General features: G+C 41.9%; 14 protein-coding genes and 2 tRNA genes. 8 read left to right on the forward strand and 8 right to left on the reverse strand.

Annotated elements, in window-relative coordinates; translation table 11 throughout:
• The first annotated feature begins 25 nt into the window (after window positions 1–25).
• The gene (hppD, locus tag CW749_RS18655; RefSeq protein ID WP_101113786.1) at window positions 26–1,099 is read left to right on the forward strand and encodes a 4-hydroxyphenylpyruvate dioxygenase; all 1,074 of its coding nucleotides are present in this window, start codon (window positions 26–28) and stop codon (window positions 1,097–1,099) included.
• 102 nt (window positions 1,100–1,201) lie between these two features.
• On the opposite strand, the gene CW749_RS18660 is transcribed toward hppD, so the two are convergent.
• Both CW749_RS18660 and CW749_RS18665 read right to left on the reverse strand, forming a co-directional pair.
• The gene (locus tag CW749_RS18660) at window positions 1,202–2,215 is read right to left on the reverse strand and encodes a GGDEF domain-containing protein (RefSeq protein WP_101113787.1); all 1,014 of its coding nucleotides are present in this window, start codon (window positions 2,213–2,215) and stop codon (window positions 1,202–1,204) included.
• Entirely contained in the window at window positions 2,202–4,535 is a 2,334-nt protein-coding gene (locus CW749_RS18665) for a GGDEF domain-containing phosphodiesterase (RefSeq protein ID WP_101113788.1), read from the reverse strand. The genes CW749_RS18660 and CW749_RS18665 overlap by 14 nt, the downstream gene beginning before the upstream one ends.
• 322 nt (window positions 4,536–4,857) lie before the next feature.
• Here CW749_RS18665 and CW749_RS18670 point away from each other — a divergent pair.
• The 3 genes from CW749_RS18670 to CW749_RS18680 all read left to right on the forward strand — a co-directional run bounded on the left by CW749_RS18670 (window position 4,858) and on the right by CW749_RS18680 (window position 5,644).
• Window positions 4,858–4,934: transfer RNA gene (locus tag CW749_RS18670), tRNA-Val, on the forward strand.
• 53 nt (window positions 4,935–4,987) lie between these two features.
• Window positions 4,988–5,064, forward strand: a tRNA-Val gene (locus CW749_RS18675).
• Window positions 5,065–5,275: 211 nt separating this feature from the next.
• Window positions 5,276–5,644, forward strand: coding sequence for a hypothetical protein (locus CW749_RS18680; RefSeq protein ID WP_101113789.1), 369 nt, complete (start codon window positions 5,276–5,278; stop codon window positions 5,642–5,644).
• Window positions 5,645–5,728: 84 nt separating this feature from the next.
• Here CW749_RS18680 and CW749_RS18685 read toward each other — a convergent pair whose 3' ends face one another.
• Window positions 5,729–5,968: an RNA recognition motif containing protein gene (locus CW749_RS18685; RefSeq protein WP_101113790.1), complete on the reverse strand. Its 240-nt coding sequence runs from the start codon at window positions 5,966–5,968 to the stop codon at window positions 5,729–5,731.
• A gap of 213 nt (window positions 5,969–6,181) precedes the next feature.
• Entirely contained in the window at window positions 6,182–7,984 is a 1,803-nt protein-coding gene (locus CW749_RS18690) for a hypothetical protein (RefSeq protein ID WP_145997865.1), read from the reverse strand.
• A 274-nt stretch (window positions 7,985–8,258) separates the two neighbouring features.
• Here CW749_RS18690 and CW749_RS18695 point away from each other — a divergent pair, with 274 nt between their 5' ends.
• On the forward strand, window positions 8,259–9,101 hold the full coding sequence (locus CW749_RS18695; RefSeq protein ID WP_101113792.1) for a DNA ligase: 843 nt from the start codon (window positions 8,259–8,261) through the stop codon (window positions 9,099–9,101).
• 14 nt (window positions 9,102–9,115) lie between these two features.
• Here CW749_RS18695 and CW749_RS18700 read toward each other — a convergent pair whose 3' ends face one another.
• Window positions 9,116–10,129, reverse strand: a complete 1,014-nt coding sequence (locus CW749_RS18700; RefSeq protein ID WP_101113793.1) for a DUF3080 domain-containing protein — start codon at window positions 10,127–10,129, stop codon at window positions 9,116–9,118.
• A 122-nt stretch (window positions 10,130–10,251) separates the two neighbouring features.
• Window positions 10,252–11,622 (reverse strand): MATE family efflux transporter, encoded by a 1,371-nt coding sequence (locus tag CW749_RS18705; protein WP_101113794.1) that lies wholly within the window; start codon window positions 11,620–11,622, stop codon window positions 10,252–10,254.
• Between the two features lie 102 nt (window positions 11,623–11,724).
• Here CW749_RS18705 and CW749_RS18710 point away from each other — a divergent pair, with 102 nt between their 5' ends.
• Window positions 11,725–12,333 carry a riboflavin synthase subunit alpha gene (locus tag CW749_RS18710; protein ID WP_101113795.1) on the forward strand — a complete coding sequence of 203 codons (609 nt, stop codon included), beginning with the start codon at window positions 11,725–11,727 and terminating at the stop codon, window positions 12,331–12,333.
• 115 nt (window positions 12,334–12,448) lie between these two features.
• Here the strand turns inward: CW749_RS18710 and CW749_RS18715 are convergent, their stop codons facing one another.
• Both CW749_RS18715 and CW749_RS18720 read right to left on the reverse strand, forming a co-directional pair.
• Complete coding sequence (locus CW749_RS18715) at window positions 12,449–12,652, reverse strand: CPXCG motif-containing cysteine-rich protein (protein ID WP_101113796.1); 204 nt, start codon at window positions 12,650–12,652, stop codon at window positions 12,449–12,451.
• A gap of 375 nt (window positions 12,653–13,027) precedes the next feature.
• The gene (locus CW749_RS18720; RefSeq protein ID WP_101113797.1) at window positions 13,028–13,888 is read right to left on the reverse strand and encodes a fructosamine kinase family protein; all 861 of its coding nucleotides are present in this window, start codon (window positions 13,886–13,888) and stop codon (window positions 13,028–13,030) included.
• Window positions 13,889–14,146: 258 nt separating this feature from the next.
• On the opposite strand from CW749_RS18720, the gene CW749_RS18725 reads away from it, so the two are divergent.
• Both CW749_RS18725 and CW749_RS18730 read left to right on the forward strand, forming a co-directional pair.
• Window positions 14,147–15,109: a response regulator gene (locus tag CW749_RS18725; protein WP_101113798.1), complete on the forward strand. Its 963-nt coding sequence runs from the start codon at window positions 14,147–14,149 to the stop codon at window positions 15,107–15,109.
• Entirely contained in the window at window positions 15,109–16,065 is a 957-nt protein-coding gene (locus CW749_RS18730; protein WP_101113799.1) for a diguanylate cyclase, read from the forward strand. The genes CW749_RS18725 and CW749_RS18730 overlap by 1 nt, the downstream gene beginning before the upstream one ends.
• Window positions 16,066–16,170: the final 105 nt, after the last annotated feature.

The raw sequence follows: 16,170 nt of genomic DNA on the forward strand, positions 1-16,170 counted from the left end.
ACTCAGCTCATGGAGGAAAAGGGCAGTGAATACTTCATACAACCCACTTGGCACCGACGGATTTGAATTTGTTGAATACACAGCAGCAAATGAAAAAGGCATTAACGATTTAAAATCTTTGTTTTCTTCACTTGGTTTTGCGGAAATAGCGAAACACCGCTCCAAAGAAGCGTGGCTATATCGCCAAGGTGACATCAACTTTATCGTAAATGGCCAGCCTAACAGCCAAGCAGAAAAGTTTGCGGAAGAGCATGGACCATCGGTTTGTGGTATGGCCTTTAGAGTTCAGGATGCGGCAAAAGCACTTGCTCACGCTCTAGAAAATGGCGGTGAAAAATACGTAACTGAAATCGGACCAATGGAACTAAGCATCCCAGGTATTTATGGTATTGGTGAAAGCATCTTATATTTTGTAGACCGCTATGGCACAAATGAAATTTATGATGTTGATTTTACTTTTTATGAAGATGCAGATGAGCGCTTAAAAGCAAAAGATGTTGGGCTCAATGTTATCGATCATCTAACCCACAATGTGCATCAAGGAAATATGGACGTGTGGTCTGGTTTTTATGAGCGCATCGGAAATTTTCGAGAGATCCGTTATTTTGACATTGAAGGCAAGCTAACAGGGCTTGTTAGTCGTGCAATGACAGCACCTTGTGGCAAAATTCGTATTCCAATCAATGAATCCTCTGATGACAAGTCGCAAATCGAAGAGTTTCTAAAAGAGTACAACGGCGAGGGGATTCAGCATATTGCTCTGACGACAGACGATATTTACGAAACCGTGAAGACTCTTCGTGATCGCGGTATGGATTTCATGCCTACGCCTGATACGTATTATGAAAAAATTGATCAACGCGTAGAAGGGCATGGAGAAGACGTGAATCGCCTTAAAGAACTGCAAGTTCTTATTGATGGCGCTCCATTGAAAGATGGCATCCTCCTTCAAATATTCACACAAACCGTTATTGGTCCAGTGTTCTTCGAAATCATTCAACGCAAAGGTAATGAAGGGTTTGGAGAGGGCAACTTTAAAGCGCTGTTTGAATCGATAGAAGAAGACCAAATCAGACGCGGTGTTCTTCAAAACGCCTAATTCTTTTAAAAATATATTCAAGCTCTCAACAATTAAGAGAGCAAAAGCAATAGTCACATTGCACTACGTCAAAGCTGCCTCAATAGGCAGCTTTTTTTGTCCTCACTTAAAATGGCAAAAGAGTGACTTATCTTTATAAATACGACTCTTTCCTTCGTTTTTTGCCAAGTAAAGGTTTTCATCCAGCTCTGCCCACATTTGGGTATCATAAGATTGTGACGTAACGACACCGCCACTTACCGTTGTGTATATATGCTCATGGTTATGCAGAATCGGATTAACAGAAATGCAACGCATTATGGATTCGACCGCCGTTTTCACCGAGCCAGAATAGTCTACTAGCTCTTTTGAAAGCGTAATCACAAATTCTTCACCTCCTATACGGTATACCGATTCCGTACCGCAAAACCGTTGTAGACGTTTAGTAATATCAATCAAAACCTTATCGCCTCCATCGTGTCCGAAATTGTCATTAATGTGTTTGAAATTGTCGATATCAAAGCAAACTATCGCGGGGGCCGGTGTCTTGGTTTTCTTATTACCTATCATGTAGCAATCCAACGCCCGACGGTTTAACGCACCCGTTAAAAAGTCAAAGTGAGCCAATTTCTCCCAATGGACTTGGTGAGTGTTTCGTTTGCATTCGTAGGTAAAACAAATGGATGCCGCAAGGGCATAAGCAAAAACAAAGTTAACCATGGTAATGCTTAGTGTGTTATCCCAATGGAAAAGCAGCGCTGCAATCGTTATCACCAAGTAGAAACAAGAGCTGAAACTGCCTTCTTTTTTACCTAGTAGGAAGTAGTAGATAGGCGGTAAACATATGGACCATTGAAAAACACCTTCTTCTACCGGTTTTGTAACAACCGCGTAGAGAATCACCACACTAAACATGAGTGTATGGGCGCGAATGATGTTCTTTTTGTTTGGTGAGACGTCGAACGAAAATCGCGTAATAAGAGCGATAATGCTGTATGTCGCCTGAAACGTGGCGAGCGCGTAATCTTTCAAAACGTAATTTAGAATGGCTAAAGGGATGCAAAGCATTCCTAAAACCATCGATAACCGAATGAAAACTCGTTCACGAAAGTTTTCGATGTCTTTATGCTGACTCATCGGCGTATTCTCCGTTTTCTAACGCAAATTCAATAGGCTGAGGCTTATGAATGAGGTATCCCTGTCCGAACTGCACCCCCAATCGTTTTAGAATGGAACGCTCTGTCTCCGTTTCGATAAATTCAGCCACAATTCGAGAACCGTTAAGCTCGGCCAGTTCAACAATGGATGCGATCATCTTTTGTTTAAACTTTGACTGCTCAACGTTTTGGACTAATGAGCCGTCAATCTTAATGAAATCAAAAACCTCTTTTGAAAGTGTGGCGTAGCTAGAAAACCCCGAACCGAAATCGTCCAATGCTATCTTTACCCCTGTTGTTCTGAGGTTTTGTAACGCTGAAGAGAAATCATCATCCATGGAATAGAATGCTTGCTCCGTCAGCTCTAAGCACAACCTTGTGCGCACGTCATGGGGCAGGGAGTGTAAGTATGTAAGGATATCGGTTTCCAGAAGAGAACTAGGCGTAATGTTAACGGACAATTCGACCTCTTTAAATTTAGTGAGAACGTCAGCCGCTTTCATTAGCATTGCTGTGTCTAAAACCGATTCAATACTGTGAAAATGCACCACCTTCAATAATTGAGGTGCAGTTATAACGCGTGGACAGTGGGTGCCGTATTGAAGTCGACACAAGGTTTCGAATTTTTGTCTATTGCTATGTTCTTTTATGGGAAAGATGTGTTGCGCGTAACATTTAAGGCTAGGTGATTGGATAAGGGCTATTGCATCGTTTTTCCGTTCTGGTAAGCAGTAGATCATAAAATGATCTTCTTCGTTCCAATCTTTATATAGCACATTGGAATCACAGGCATTATTACAACAAAACTGTACTTTGAATAAACAGTCTTTATAAGAGTCAGCGGATTTTGCCTCATAACGCCCAAAACAAATGTCTATCTTTGTTTCAGTTGAATAATTTAGATTATCGTCAAACAGGCTTATAAGGTTTTTAGATGACGATGTGTCTGTTATCAGCAGAAAGCTCGAAGACTTTACTCTATACAAATCCCCAGCATTCATTAACGCGATCTGCTTTAGTTCACGTGATAACTTGATTAAAACGTGATTACCAAACGCTCGTCCCTGACGACGGTTAATTGTGTCGATGTTTTTTATGTCGATAAAATATATAAATTTTCTTGAGGGTAGGTGTCCCTTATTTTCAAGAATTTTTGCATCCAGTAGACCAGTTAGCGGATCTATGTTTTTGCTCCCTTTACGTGCTGAATAATCATTGAAGTTAACAACACGCATATCAGCCAATTCATATATACAAAGCACGATTATCAGTACATGAAACAGGTAATACATTGTCTGAATGAGAAACAGATATTTCGTAACATCGGTATTACGGTAGGTGGCGATAGCGATCAGAAGTGAAATGCTAAAGCAAACAGCGTACATACTGATAATGAAGGGCTTGTAGCGAGTATCTTTGTGTGAAATCAGATGGTAGAAAACCAGAACACCAGCCAACATGTTAATGAACAGATTGAGTTCACTGGCTTGGAAAATATTCAGTACCAGAATCTGTGTTGCGATAACCGAGCCAATAACCGTGGCATACTTTACGCCAATCTTTCCCGTTTCCTTACAGTAAATGGTTAAATGAAATGAAAAAATTGAAATGATGTAGCAGGCGTAGAGTAAGTCATTGTGAAGCCATTGACTGTTCGAGATCCCAATCTCATTGATATTGCTTAACGGTAAAAAGCCAAAGCCATAAAAGCAAAAGGTGGTGAATGTCACCATATAGACGAGGCATGCAACCGACGATAACTTGCTTTCATACCATTTAAATCGTGCGTAAAAAAGGCAGAGAACGGCAAATGCCGTCATAAGGGCAACAACGAAAGTGTCTCTGGCTATCAATTGATCAAACAAGTCATCATTTTTAATCATCAGCGCGTTAAAAATGCTGAACTGACCTTCAGGCGCTTTTAGATATATCTGATCATAAACAAAGTGTTTATCCAAACTGATTGAGCGCATATTGTCGAACTCATGGTGCTCAACCATTGTATTTTGGGATAAGTAATAAATGGTGCCTTGAGAAAGTGTTTTGTTTACTAGGTACATAGAGTAAAGATCTTGCTCGTACTTCAAAACATCTAGCCTAAACCAGCAACTTTCAACACTGTTCGGAGTACATTGACCTTTTGGTTCCCATTGGTCATTACTCATTGGAAATGCTTGATCAGTCGCTAAGCTTCCAAATCCAGCCTTCTTATGTACAACATTCTGATGTTCAAGATTAAATTGAGAAAATACAGATAGCGTACATATTGTAAAAAATAACGAGATCAAAAGAGTAGGCATCACTATACATCCTGAAAAACAACGTTGCGGCAGGATTATAGAGAGAACAGTCGCTCAATTGGGAAAGCCTGTTATACAAACAGCTTGTTTTGGTCAGTTTGGTAGCAACATGCTAAGCCTTACATTTTAACCACTGTCTTTTCATTGATAACTCAAGCTGGAATGCACTTTATTTTGAGTAGAACAAATGCCGAATTGGTGCATTGGCTGGATCATTTTGTAACCAACCTGATGACAAAGACGCCAACCAGTTCAAAAACCTAAAATTTCCACTTGCACCCCTGAGCTGCAATGGGTAATATCCTCCTCGTTCCAAGGGAATGCGTCCGTAGCTCAGTTGGTTAGAGTACCGCCTTGACATGGCGGGGGTCGGTGATTCGAGTTCACTCGGACGCACCATTCCTTGTTTCATAATTAGGGTTTTAAAACCATTTTTATGAAAGATAAAATTTGGGTCCGTAGCTCAGTTGGTTAGAGTACCGCCTTGACATGGCGGGGGTCGGCGATTCGAGTTCGCCCGGACCCACCAAATTAAAAAAAGCCCACTTTTAAAGCGGGCTTTTTTGTGCCTGAAATTTGACCATCACATTCGCTTTTCTCTGCTTTACTTGCGACTGACCACATCAGAATGGCTGTGAGCATTAGCTGTATTGAAATTATTAATCTGAATTTATACCGATGGTGCTAACGTACAGCAACGAAAGGTCGATTTGGTACGAACAGAGTAAGTTGAGGGCTTGATGGAGACACTTATTTATCTTGGCGCTTTTTTGTTGGTAATGGTTGCCATTGCGCATTCATATCTAGGGGAGCGATACATTTTAATTCGTCTATTTAGGCGAGACGATCTTCCTAAAGTATTGGGGAGCGATGAATTTACTAAAAAAACGCTTCGCTTTGCGTGGCACCTTACATCGATCGCGTGGTTAGGGTTTGCTGCTATTTTGCTGGTAACAGTTCAGCCGACATTCTCGAAGGAAGTGATTGGGCAAATTATTGCGCTGACGTTCTTTATCCACTTTTTGATTGCATTGTTTGGTTCAAAAGGGCGTCATTTATCTTGGATTGTTTTTTTTGCGATTAGTGTGTTTGCATTGCTTGGAACCTAAGTTAGCCAAGGGGAATAAGATTGAAGGGGTCATTCAGATAACCAAAAGCCAACGAAAAGTATGGTTGGCTTTTGATTTGATATTCTAGCTTTCTGATCGCTTAACGCGAATCTTATTCTTATCAACGCTTGTCATATTTAGCGCATTGATTGCTGCTTTTGCTTCGTCATCGTTCGGCATCTCAACAAACGCAAAACCCTTTGAGTTTCCCGTTTCTTGATCTAATACGAGATTACATTCCGCGACAGCGCCATGAGTAGAAAATAGAACTCGAATGTCGTGTTCAGAAGTGGAGCGAGCGAGGTTGCGAACTAAAAGTTTCATAAGTATCCGTTGGTGTATTGATTACGCGTGGATTGTCGCAGCTAATTTGACTAAAACCAAGGAATGATTTTTACGGTACTTGCAAAAAGCTGGATGGCAGAGTTTGTTGGCACAGGTCAAAAGTATGTTTCTTAAATATGTACGCTTAAAAGGCTTTGCATGTTGCAAAGCCTTGCAGTGGTGTATTTCGATTCTAATACTGGTGATAAGAAGTTATGGGTAGTGAACCTCTAAACAATCTAACCCACCAGAACGCACAGCCAAGTTGAATTCAGCTTCGGTCATATTTTTTATTACGTTTTCCATTTCCTTTTGAGTTCCTAAGTTCTTACCAGCTAGATATTGTGCGTACCCAAACAACATTAGTGGGTTTTGCGCGATCATTGGCGTGCTGTCGCCTAAAAACTTAGTTTCAAAACCTAGCACGCTCATGTGTTCCTGGAACGCTTTACGTAGCGCAGAGTTTCTTGCGTGGTTTGTCAGGTAAAGTTTCTGTCCGTTACTTTCAACAAGGACACTGTTCATGAAGTTTGCAATTCCGCCCGGTTGTACAGCTGACTTACCTTCGAATACGCCTGGAGAGGAGATGGGGTTAAGCCCAATTTTCCTTAACTCAGCCTTAATTAACGGCGTGTAATGTTTGGCACTTTCTTGCTTGATACGAGATTGTTCCAACATGTCGTTAAGTTGGCTACGTTCTACGTCTGTTGCTGCGAATCTAAGCGCTTGCGACAAGAGCTTTTGATTTTCGGCTTCATCATTGACCAAAATGTCTCCATTTTCTAAAGGTCGCATTTTCATATCTAAATGGAAACCTGGCTGAGGAACAAACGCTACTGCACTTCGAACTAACCCGATGTCTTCGGCAATGATGTCTTTAGCGAGATCTTCTTTCGCCAACATTTCTCGAGCCATAGTACGCAGTGCTTGGTCGCCTAGGTTATTGTGAATTTTAGTTAGTTTTCCTAGTGTGTATTGAAATGAAGGATCCCGTTCATCAATCGCCAGTTTCGCTATTCTTGCTGCGATACTCTCTGGAGAGAACGAGGGTGCTAGTTCAGGCGAATTAAGGTATTTCTCGCTCATATGTTGAGCTGTTAACACGACTGAATCTGTACCAACTACAGCATACGGATTTCCCTTTTGCATGGTGCCAGAAAGCAGGTTACCGCCTTCAATGTAGCTGTTTCCTCGATAAATAGTGATAGGGCTTTGAGTGCTCACAAGGTTTTTGATTGTGCGGTTATGTTGTCCGCCTTGATCAACAGTTAGCCCAACGTCACGTTTAGTATTTCCCTCAAGACCAAAGTTTGTGTTGGTTTTAGGCAAATAAGCTTTTATAAACCTTTGTGCGTCGTAGGAAGCCTTTCTGGAAATATCCGCAGGGATATAGACAGTTTTACCATCGCGGCTCATGATGCGAGCATCTTCAACCCATGAGCTATTCGGACCATTATCTGTTTCAATTATTGTGTAGAAACGAGAGTAATCACGCCCAGTTTCCGCTTGAAGCTTTTGAATACCATCTGTAAGCAGTTGATCCTTTTTTGGATTGCTTTCTATATGAGAGTAAATGTTGACGTTCGTACCAAGTTGCTCAGAAAGCACGATAAGATCCAATATGGTTGTGACCGATTCTAAACGGAGATTAACATCAAAATTATCCAACGTTGTATTAAGCCCTTCCGTTGCTGGTCCAACTTTCAATCCGGTGGAGGCAGTGACAACTTGAGTTGGTGGAACTGGAGAAGGGTTAGGCTGTTCAGTAGCGTTTGAAGGAAGTAAATCAAACGAGTAATTTTTTACAGCATTTACCCACGAAAAATATTCAGATGTATTACTAGGCGGCTGAAATTCCGCTCGAAAGGCTGCTAGGTACTGACTCATTAGAGCTGGGACGATTTCTTTCTTAATACCGTCACGTAAAAAATAATACCGGTAAGTTCCGTCTGATTGCTTCTCTTGATTTAGAACCACTAGATCTGCAAATTGGTGCCTTGCCTGAAAATCAAGCAATGCTCTCTGAACCTAGTATCTTGAGGTGGTTTGAGTATAAGACGGATTCGACAATACCATTACGCATTGATGACAAATGGCACCTCGAAGAGAAAAAGTGATTTTTCTCTGAACTTTTTGCAACTGTTTACATCCATCGTAAGGTATTGAAGTGATCGGCTCGCATATACCGGATGAACACGTCGCGATAATAGTGAGCAATTTGATACAAATACCCTGACTAATCCAATTTATTCAAGTGACTGAATTCAAGTGGGTTATATAAGGGGAAGAAATGAGAAAAAGGATTTTAGCGTGCGTCATTTTGGCTGCAGTCTCGGGTGCATCGGCGATAGCACAAAGACCAGCAGAACCCGCGTTGTTACTTGCCAATGAGTATTCGTCGGAAATCAATCTAGATGAGTACTGGGTATCAGAAAAACTGGATGGCATTCGCGCTGTCTGGGATGGCACATCACTTTACACTCGGAAGGGGACTAAGATCCACGCACCTGCTTGGTTCACCGAAGGGCTCCCTTCTTTGAAAATGGAGGGCGAGTTGTGGGCGGGAAGAGGTATGTTTCATGTTGTTCAGCAAACAGTTATGGACAAAACCCCATCTGACATCGCATGGAAAAACATCCAATTTATGATTTTCGATTTGCCTCACTCAGCGGGTGACTATGCGAAGCGTTATTACGACATAAAAAATTGGGTAAAAACCGTCGATCGACACCATATTCAATATGTAGAGCACATTTCTGCCTCTAACCATTCTCAGCTAATGAAAATGCTCGACAGAGTCGATGACAATTATGGCGAAGGTTTAATGCTTCGAAAGGTGAGCAGAAGCTATCGAGCAGGGCGTTCAGACGATTTACTCAAGCTAAAAAAACACGAAGATGCGGAAGCGACAATCATTGGATACAAACCGGGAGAAGGAAAGTACCACGGAATGCTGGGCTCGTATCTGGTGCGTTGTGCCAACGGTAAAGAGTTTTATATTGGAAGTGGGCTAAAAGATTCAATGAGAAAACAACCACTGCCCATTGGTGCGACGATCACTTACCGCTTCAACGGACGTACAGAATCTGGAAAACCGCGATTTGCTCGCTTCTTGCGTGAAAGAGTAGAGTAACTAAAACGATCGAGTTAAGATCCTGGCGCGCCTCCGCACCTAGCGAACAGCCCTTGCCAGTATTTAACATGACTCAGTATCGCTGATTTGAACCCCTTATGATGTTGCTCTATTTCGTAAAAACTTGGGTGGCTTTCATTGGTTTTTTGCAGAATGACCGCCAGCTCGACATTCAGTTTCCTGTATGTTTTATCTAGCCTTGATAAATAAGGTTGAATTTTCTCGACATACTGACTTTGAAATACATTTTTCATATACGTGAACTGAGTGTTATCCCGTTTCTCTCCACAGCGAATGTTTCCATCGAACTGATTAAGTTGTTGTGTTGCTTGATTGAGCCACAAGGTACTATTAACTAAGCTAAAACTCAGAGCGCCTATGACATTAGTCGTTTCTATTACTTTCTGTGACGGCGTAACTAATTGATCGTTTACTGTATTATACTCTTCGTCTTTTGAGTTATCGGACAATTGCAATGTAATCTGGTAAAACGGTTTAAGTGCCAGATCTAGCTCCGTTAACCCGAAAGCCCCTTCAATAGGCAACCATTCATTGCCACTGAGCTGAGTACGCCAAGCGTCACTTTGAGTAATAACATGTTGCAGGTGTAGCGGATAATGTCGCTTCTTTTCTGTGTGAGCGATGCTGAGCTTACGCTGAACCTCTTCAGATATATCTGGGTGATTTAAGCATTTGTCTACGCCAGTAATAAATCGCGTTTCGTAATCAAACAAATGAAACTCGTCTTGAACTTTGCCCAGTGATGAGTTCCGTTCAGCTATCAGTTCAAAAAGTCCGCATCGCCTTAATTCATAAGATTCAAGAAGCCCAATGGAAATGCGTGGAATGGGGGTTTGGAGAAGCTTTTTGTCTGGCAAACTTATATAAATAGTATCCGGTGCGCTTAGAGAGGAAGCATCCTGAACTCGGGCAATGCGACCTATGTAATCGTCATACATGGAAAGTACAGGATCGGTACACCCTGAAAGCATTGTTACACAAACGATAGCCAGTGCGCGCGACGACATATTTCCCTCGAGTAAACTTGGTAAGACGCACCTTTAATACGTGCTAAACGCAAAGATACATCAATAAAAACAACAATGCCCAGAATATCTGGGCATTGTTTTCATTGTTTGCTTTTGGTGTTCTAACGCGACGAAAACACCAATTGAACATTGTCGGGTTGCTTGTGCATCCAATGAAGACGACGACCGAGCATGATGGCAGCGGAGCTCAACCCAATGATGAAACCTACCCAGAAACCCGTTGCGCCCATAGGCTCAGTAACCCAATCCGTCATGCCTAAAATGTATCCCGCGGGTAACCCAAGCACCCAGTACGCGATGAACGTTCGGTTAAAAATGGCTTTCATGTCTTTGTAGCCACGTAATGCTCCAGCGGCTATAACTTGGATTGAATCCGTACACTGATAAATCGCAGCATATACCAAAAGGGCACTTGCAACAGAGACCACTTCTCGATTGTCGGTGTATAACAGAGAAATTTGCTCTCTGAAAACAATAGTCATCAATGCTGTGCAACACGCAGTGATTAAGCCCACAATAATACCGACGCGAGACGCAATCTTAGCGCCTTCTGTACTCTCTTCTCCAAGTTTGTGTCCAACACGAATACTTACTGCCGCACCGATGCTCATGGGGAGCATAAACACTAGGGTAGAAAAGTTGATGGCGACTTGATGGGAAGCAACGGTTGTCGGCCCAAGTGGCGCTATTAATAATGCAACCACCGCAAACAGAGTCACTTCGAAGAACAAAGCTGCCGCGACAGGCAAACCTAATTTAAACAAGCGAAGTTGCGCTTTCCATTGTGGAGGATGAAACGCGCCAAAAAGATTGATATGACGAAGTTTCTTTGCGTTCGCGACATAAAAATACATCATGCCGAACATGATCCAGTACACAATGGTCGTAGCAACACCACAGCCAACACCGCCTAACGCAGGTGCGCCAAACTTACCGTATACAAATATCCAGTTAAGTGGAATGTTAAGCAGCAAACCAATAAATCCGATAACCATTGCAGGTTTTGTTAAAGACAAACCATCAGTAAGGCTACGCAGTGTTTGAAATAACAAAAACGCCGGTACTGCGAGCATGACGGCGTACATGTACCCGTTTGCTTTCTCAGCCATGAGCGCTTCAACTTGCATCCAATCAAGAATTTGCTGAGTTTGAAAAAGCACGCCAACAATAGGGATCGACAGCAGTAAGGATAAATAGATCCCTTGCTGAATCTCAAAAGGGATCTTCACTTGACGACTGGAGCCATTTAATTGTGCTACTACGGGCACGAGTGCCATGAGAAGACCAATCCCAAACAAGATAGAGGGTAGCCAGACGCTCGTCGCGATAGCAACTGCAGCCATGTCTGTTGGGCTGACACCACCAGCCATTACTGTGTCGACAAATCCCATGCCAGTCTGGGCAACGGACGCAATGAGAACAGGAGTGGCTAACTTAATTAATTGAGAGGCTTCTTTTTGATAACGATGCACAGATTACTCCGATACTGCATATAAATCGGGATAGAGTGGCGCATAATAAAGAATTGATCGTAAGATACCAATAACTTTGTTGAGTATAGAAAAGAGAGCCATATGTTTACTGGGATTGTACAAGGTACAGCGAAGATCATATCAATAGAAAAGAAAAAGGAATTCCAAACTCACATTGTTGAGCTGAATGGCAGTTTGGGTGAAAACCTACAAATTGGTGCGTCAGTGGCGCATAACGGCTGCTGTTTAACCGTAACAAGAGTAGAAGGCAGCCATGTGTGGTTTGATTTAATGCAAGCTACTTTGAAGCTAACTAATTTAGGGGCATGCCAAGCGGGCGACAGCATAAATGTTGAGAGAGCTGCTAAGTTTGGGGACGAAATTGGCGGGCATTCTATGTCTGGGCACATTTCGACCGTCGCTAAAATTTCTGATATTGAAAGCTCCGAAAACAATCGAACCATTTGGTTTGAGCTAGAGCCTGATCAAATGCGTTACGTACTAGAAAAAGGCTACATTGGTATCGACGGCTGTTCACTCACTATTGGCAGCGTGAGAGGTAACACATTCTGTGTCCACCTTATTCCCGAAACACTCACGCGTACTCTTTTCGGAAGTCGCACAATTGGCGAGCTGGTTAATATAGAGTTTGACCCACAAACGCAAGCCATTGTCGATACCGTAGAAAGAGTGCTAGCAAATCGAAGTTAGCTAGTAATACATTGATTTAATGATGATTATTGAAAAAGCGCACTGAATTGTATTCAGTGCGCTTTTGGGTTTTGATACGATTGAAACGTTGAAAAACAGTCTTAAACTTATGAATTTAAAATATTTGTTCGTCATCCGCATCGACGGTTAACTGCACCTTATCATGCTGCTCGTCGACAAACATATTCAAATGAATTGCATGGCAACAAGCTGGGCAGTCGTCGTAAAAATCTTGGCTGCCATTTGATGAGTCCAAGGTAATGCCTATTGTGTATCCACAATGTGGACACTTTACACTTTTCTCTGTGTAATTTTTCATAACACCCTTCCTTACATCACGTAGAATCCCCTGATGAATTCTTATTCATACTAGCTCTTCGCCTTACTAATCGAATTGAATTAAGTATGAAACATGCTTAAGTGCAAATTTTCAAAGAAAAATGACTTGGATCACGTGTTGGCGGTCAGAAAAATGCATCTGAGCTGAAAAGTAAAGAGTAAAAGTTTGTAAGAACGTGGACGAAATAGACGAATTATTCGCCATTTTATATAAAATCGAGCACGTAATAATTTGAAATATTAATTATGTATCGAAATAAAAGGAGCGTTAAAGACTCACCAGAACAATCAATTTGGTGCTCTAAATTCCAATACCTTATAGATATATCTTGAGCCTTTAACCGTACGAATTTTCTTAGCGTAAGCTGTCTACGATATTTTGGGCGTCATCTAGATAACTCCCACCAAACAGATTGCAATGGTTCAAAATGTGGTAAAGATTATAAACGTCCCTTCGCGACTGATAACCTGAGTCGAGTGGTCTTAAGCTTTCGTATCCTTGGTAAAAGTCCGACATAAATCCACCGAAGAGCTCCGTCATAGCGATGTCGCATTCGGAATCTCCCCAATAAGGCGCAGGATCGTATAGCATTGGACCGACAGGCGTATTCGATATGTTTCCACTCCACAAGTCACCATGGAGTAATGAGGGAGTAGGGTGATGCGCCGCAAGGCGTTCATATACGGCGGCAACAATCTCGTCTGATTGCCCAAATTCCACGCCTTTTTCCTGCATTAATTGAAGTTGCCAACCAATACGTTGCTCAGAGAAGAATCGAGCCCAGTTTTTATGCCAGGAATTTGGCTGTAACGTTGCACCAACGTAGTTGTCTGCATCAAAGCCGAACTCACGTTGATCCCCCCAACTATGGTGTTTAGCAAGCTGTAAACCAAACCGATAACTTGCTTTAGCACTTTCCAGAGGTTTGCAAGGGATATAGTTAAGGATAAGAAACGCATGATCTTTGCAATGACCAACGTGAACGACTTCTGGCAAAAACAGTGTGTCAGATTGTTTTAGTGCGGTAAGACCTTCCGATTCCAATTCAAATCGAGGCAGGAAAGATCGATCGTTAACTTTAATAAAATAACGTTGCTCACCATCGCTAATCATATAGCTCTGGCTAATGTCACCGCCTTTTAAATGGACTTTTTCGGAAATCTTGTAATCAAAAACGAGTACTTCAGAAAGTTGCTGCGCTATGGATTGCCACATATCCGGTCCCTATTAATAAGTTGAATAGCCTCACACCAATAGTAGCCCATAACTTTTTGTTGTTACTGTTATATATGCCACATATAGCCGATACGCTGATGGCGATAAGATCAGATGATCTGATCAAGATCTTCTTTTCATTAGCAGATGTGAAGCAACTCCGATTTTGAGCACAAAAACTAAACTAAAGCATAGGTTTGTAAAATCAATACATTATAGTGTGATGTTGATTCAGGAAAATAATCCCATGCGTTTGTTATGAAAGTACTTATCTGTGACGATTCGGCTCTGGCGAGAAAGTCTGTAGCTCGTTGTATCGCGAACTCTGAGCACCAACAAATACTGTTTGCTGGTGACGGTCAGGAAGCTCTGGACATACTGAGAGTGCAGAACATCGACGTTATGTTTCTGGATCTTACGATGCCAGTTCTGGATGGTTACGAAGTACTTTCCGCTCTCCCAGTAAATAATTACCCAACAAAAGTTATCGTTGTTTCAGGTGACGTTCAGCAGGCTGCAAAAGAGCGTTGTCGAAACCTTGGCGCTTATGAATTTATAGAAAAACCTCTCAATCCTGAAATCGCCAGACCCTTGTTTCCAATCATTGGATTGACGTATTCACAAAGCGCTTCCTCTGATCCTCTTCCTAAACTTGATCCAATGACAAAGTTCAAAGAGCTTACCAATATCTCTTTAGGTCGAGGTGCAGCGATCATTTCAGATCATCTGGGTGAATTTATCCATATCCCAATACCTAATGTCGGCTTATTAAGCTCTGGTGAACTTGCCATGACATTAGAAGACGTACTGCATAGAGAAGGGGCAATTGCGGTTGCCCAACGTTTTGTAGGCGGGGGGATACATGGTGAAGCTCTCGTTTGTATGCGAGGGAATCAGATAGAGGAAATGGGGCAAAGCCTTGGGTTTCAAGTTAAAGAATCCTCTTATAATGAAGTGGTCATCAACATCGCCAATTTATTGGTCGCGTCTTATCTTGTTTCGCTTGGTGAGCAGATGTGTACACAGTTTGCGTTGCGTCAACCCGCGGTTATCGATCATTTTCATCAAGAAATTAATTCACTCAACGTCGGTGGAATGGGCGAGCTATTTACCATTGAGTACACGTATTTTGCCGAATCCATTAACTTTGAATGTGAAGTGCTTTTCCTTATTGATTCACGATCAGTTGGCAAAATTAAACGCATTCTGGAGACGATGTAATGTCAGATATAACGCTTGATATCTCAGATTTTCACTGGGCATTGCAAGTGATGGATAACATGGATTCAGGGCTGGTGGTTCTCGACAGACATTACAATGTGTGTACGTGGAATAGCTTCATGCAATCTTACAGTGGTATCACCGCTGACATTATTATGGGAAATAACCTGTTTGATCTCTTTCCACAACTTCCTTCTGAATGGTTAAAGTCGAAGATCGAAGCTTCGGTAAAGCTAAAAATGCGAGGGTTCTCTAGCTGGGAAGACAGACCTTACCTATTCGAATTCAATAACTTTTCTCCTGTATCAAATGGCTTGTCTGTGATGTACCAAAACGTCGTCATTACACCTCTTAAGGCGTTAACAGGAGAAGTCACACACATTTGTCTCATGATTCACGACGTTTCTGATATAGCAAAAAAGAAACTGCATTTACGAGAAACCAACCAAAAACTGAGCCACCTCAGCCGGACAGATGGCCTCACTGGATTGTACAACCGAGCGCACTGGGAGCAGTGTCTTAGTGAGCAATTTATTCAGTGTCAAACCTTAAACACTCCAGCATCGTTAGTCATCTTCGATATTGACCACTTTAAGAAGGTCAATGACACCTACGGACACAGTTCTGGTGATAGCGTCATTAGGCAAACAGCACATCTGCTGAAGAAAACAGCTAGGCAAGCCGATTGCTGTGGTCGATATGGCGGCGAAGAGTTTACAGTGTTGTTACCTAATACTAATTCTGATCAAGCCTACTATTTTTCTGAAAGGCTCAGAAAACGTATTGAGGAAACTCTCGTTCCTACAGACCAAGGTGACATAACTTTTACAGTAAGCCTTGGAATCAGTGAGTTTAGTTCCGAAATGGAAAATTACTTAGCTTGGTTAGAATCTGCCGATAAAGCACTGTATAGCTCAAAACAAAGCGGGCGAAACAAGTCTACAATCCACACATAACAGGGTTTGATTAATCGTAACGAGATCAAATAAGCGTGTTATTTGTTGGTCATTTGGCCTTGTTGATATATCAAATTCGTTAGATATGTCTTAGAATTTAGAGAG

The organism is Vibrio sp. vnigr-6D03, assembly GCF_002835515.1.
Classification (GTDB): Bacteria; Pseudomonadota; Gammaproteobacteria; order Enterobacterales; family Vibrionaceae; genus Vibrio; species Vibrio penaeicida.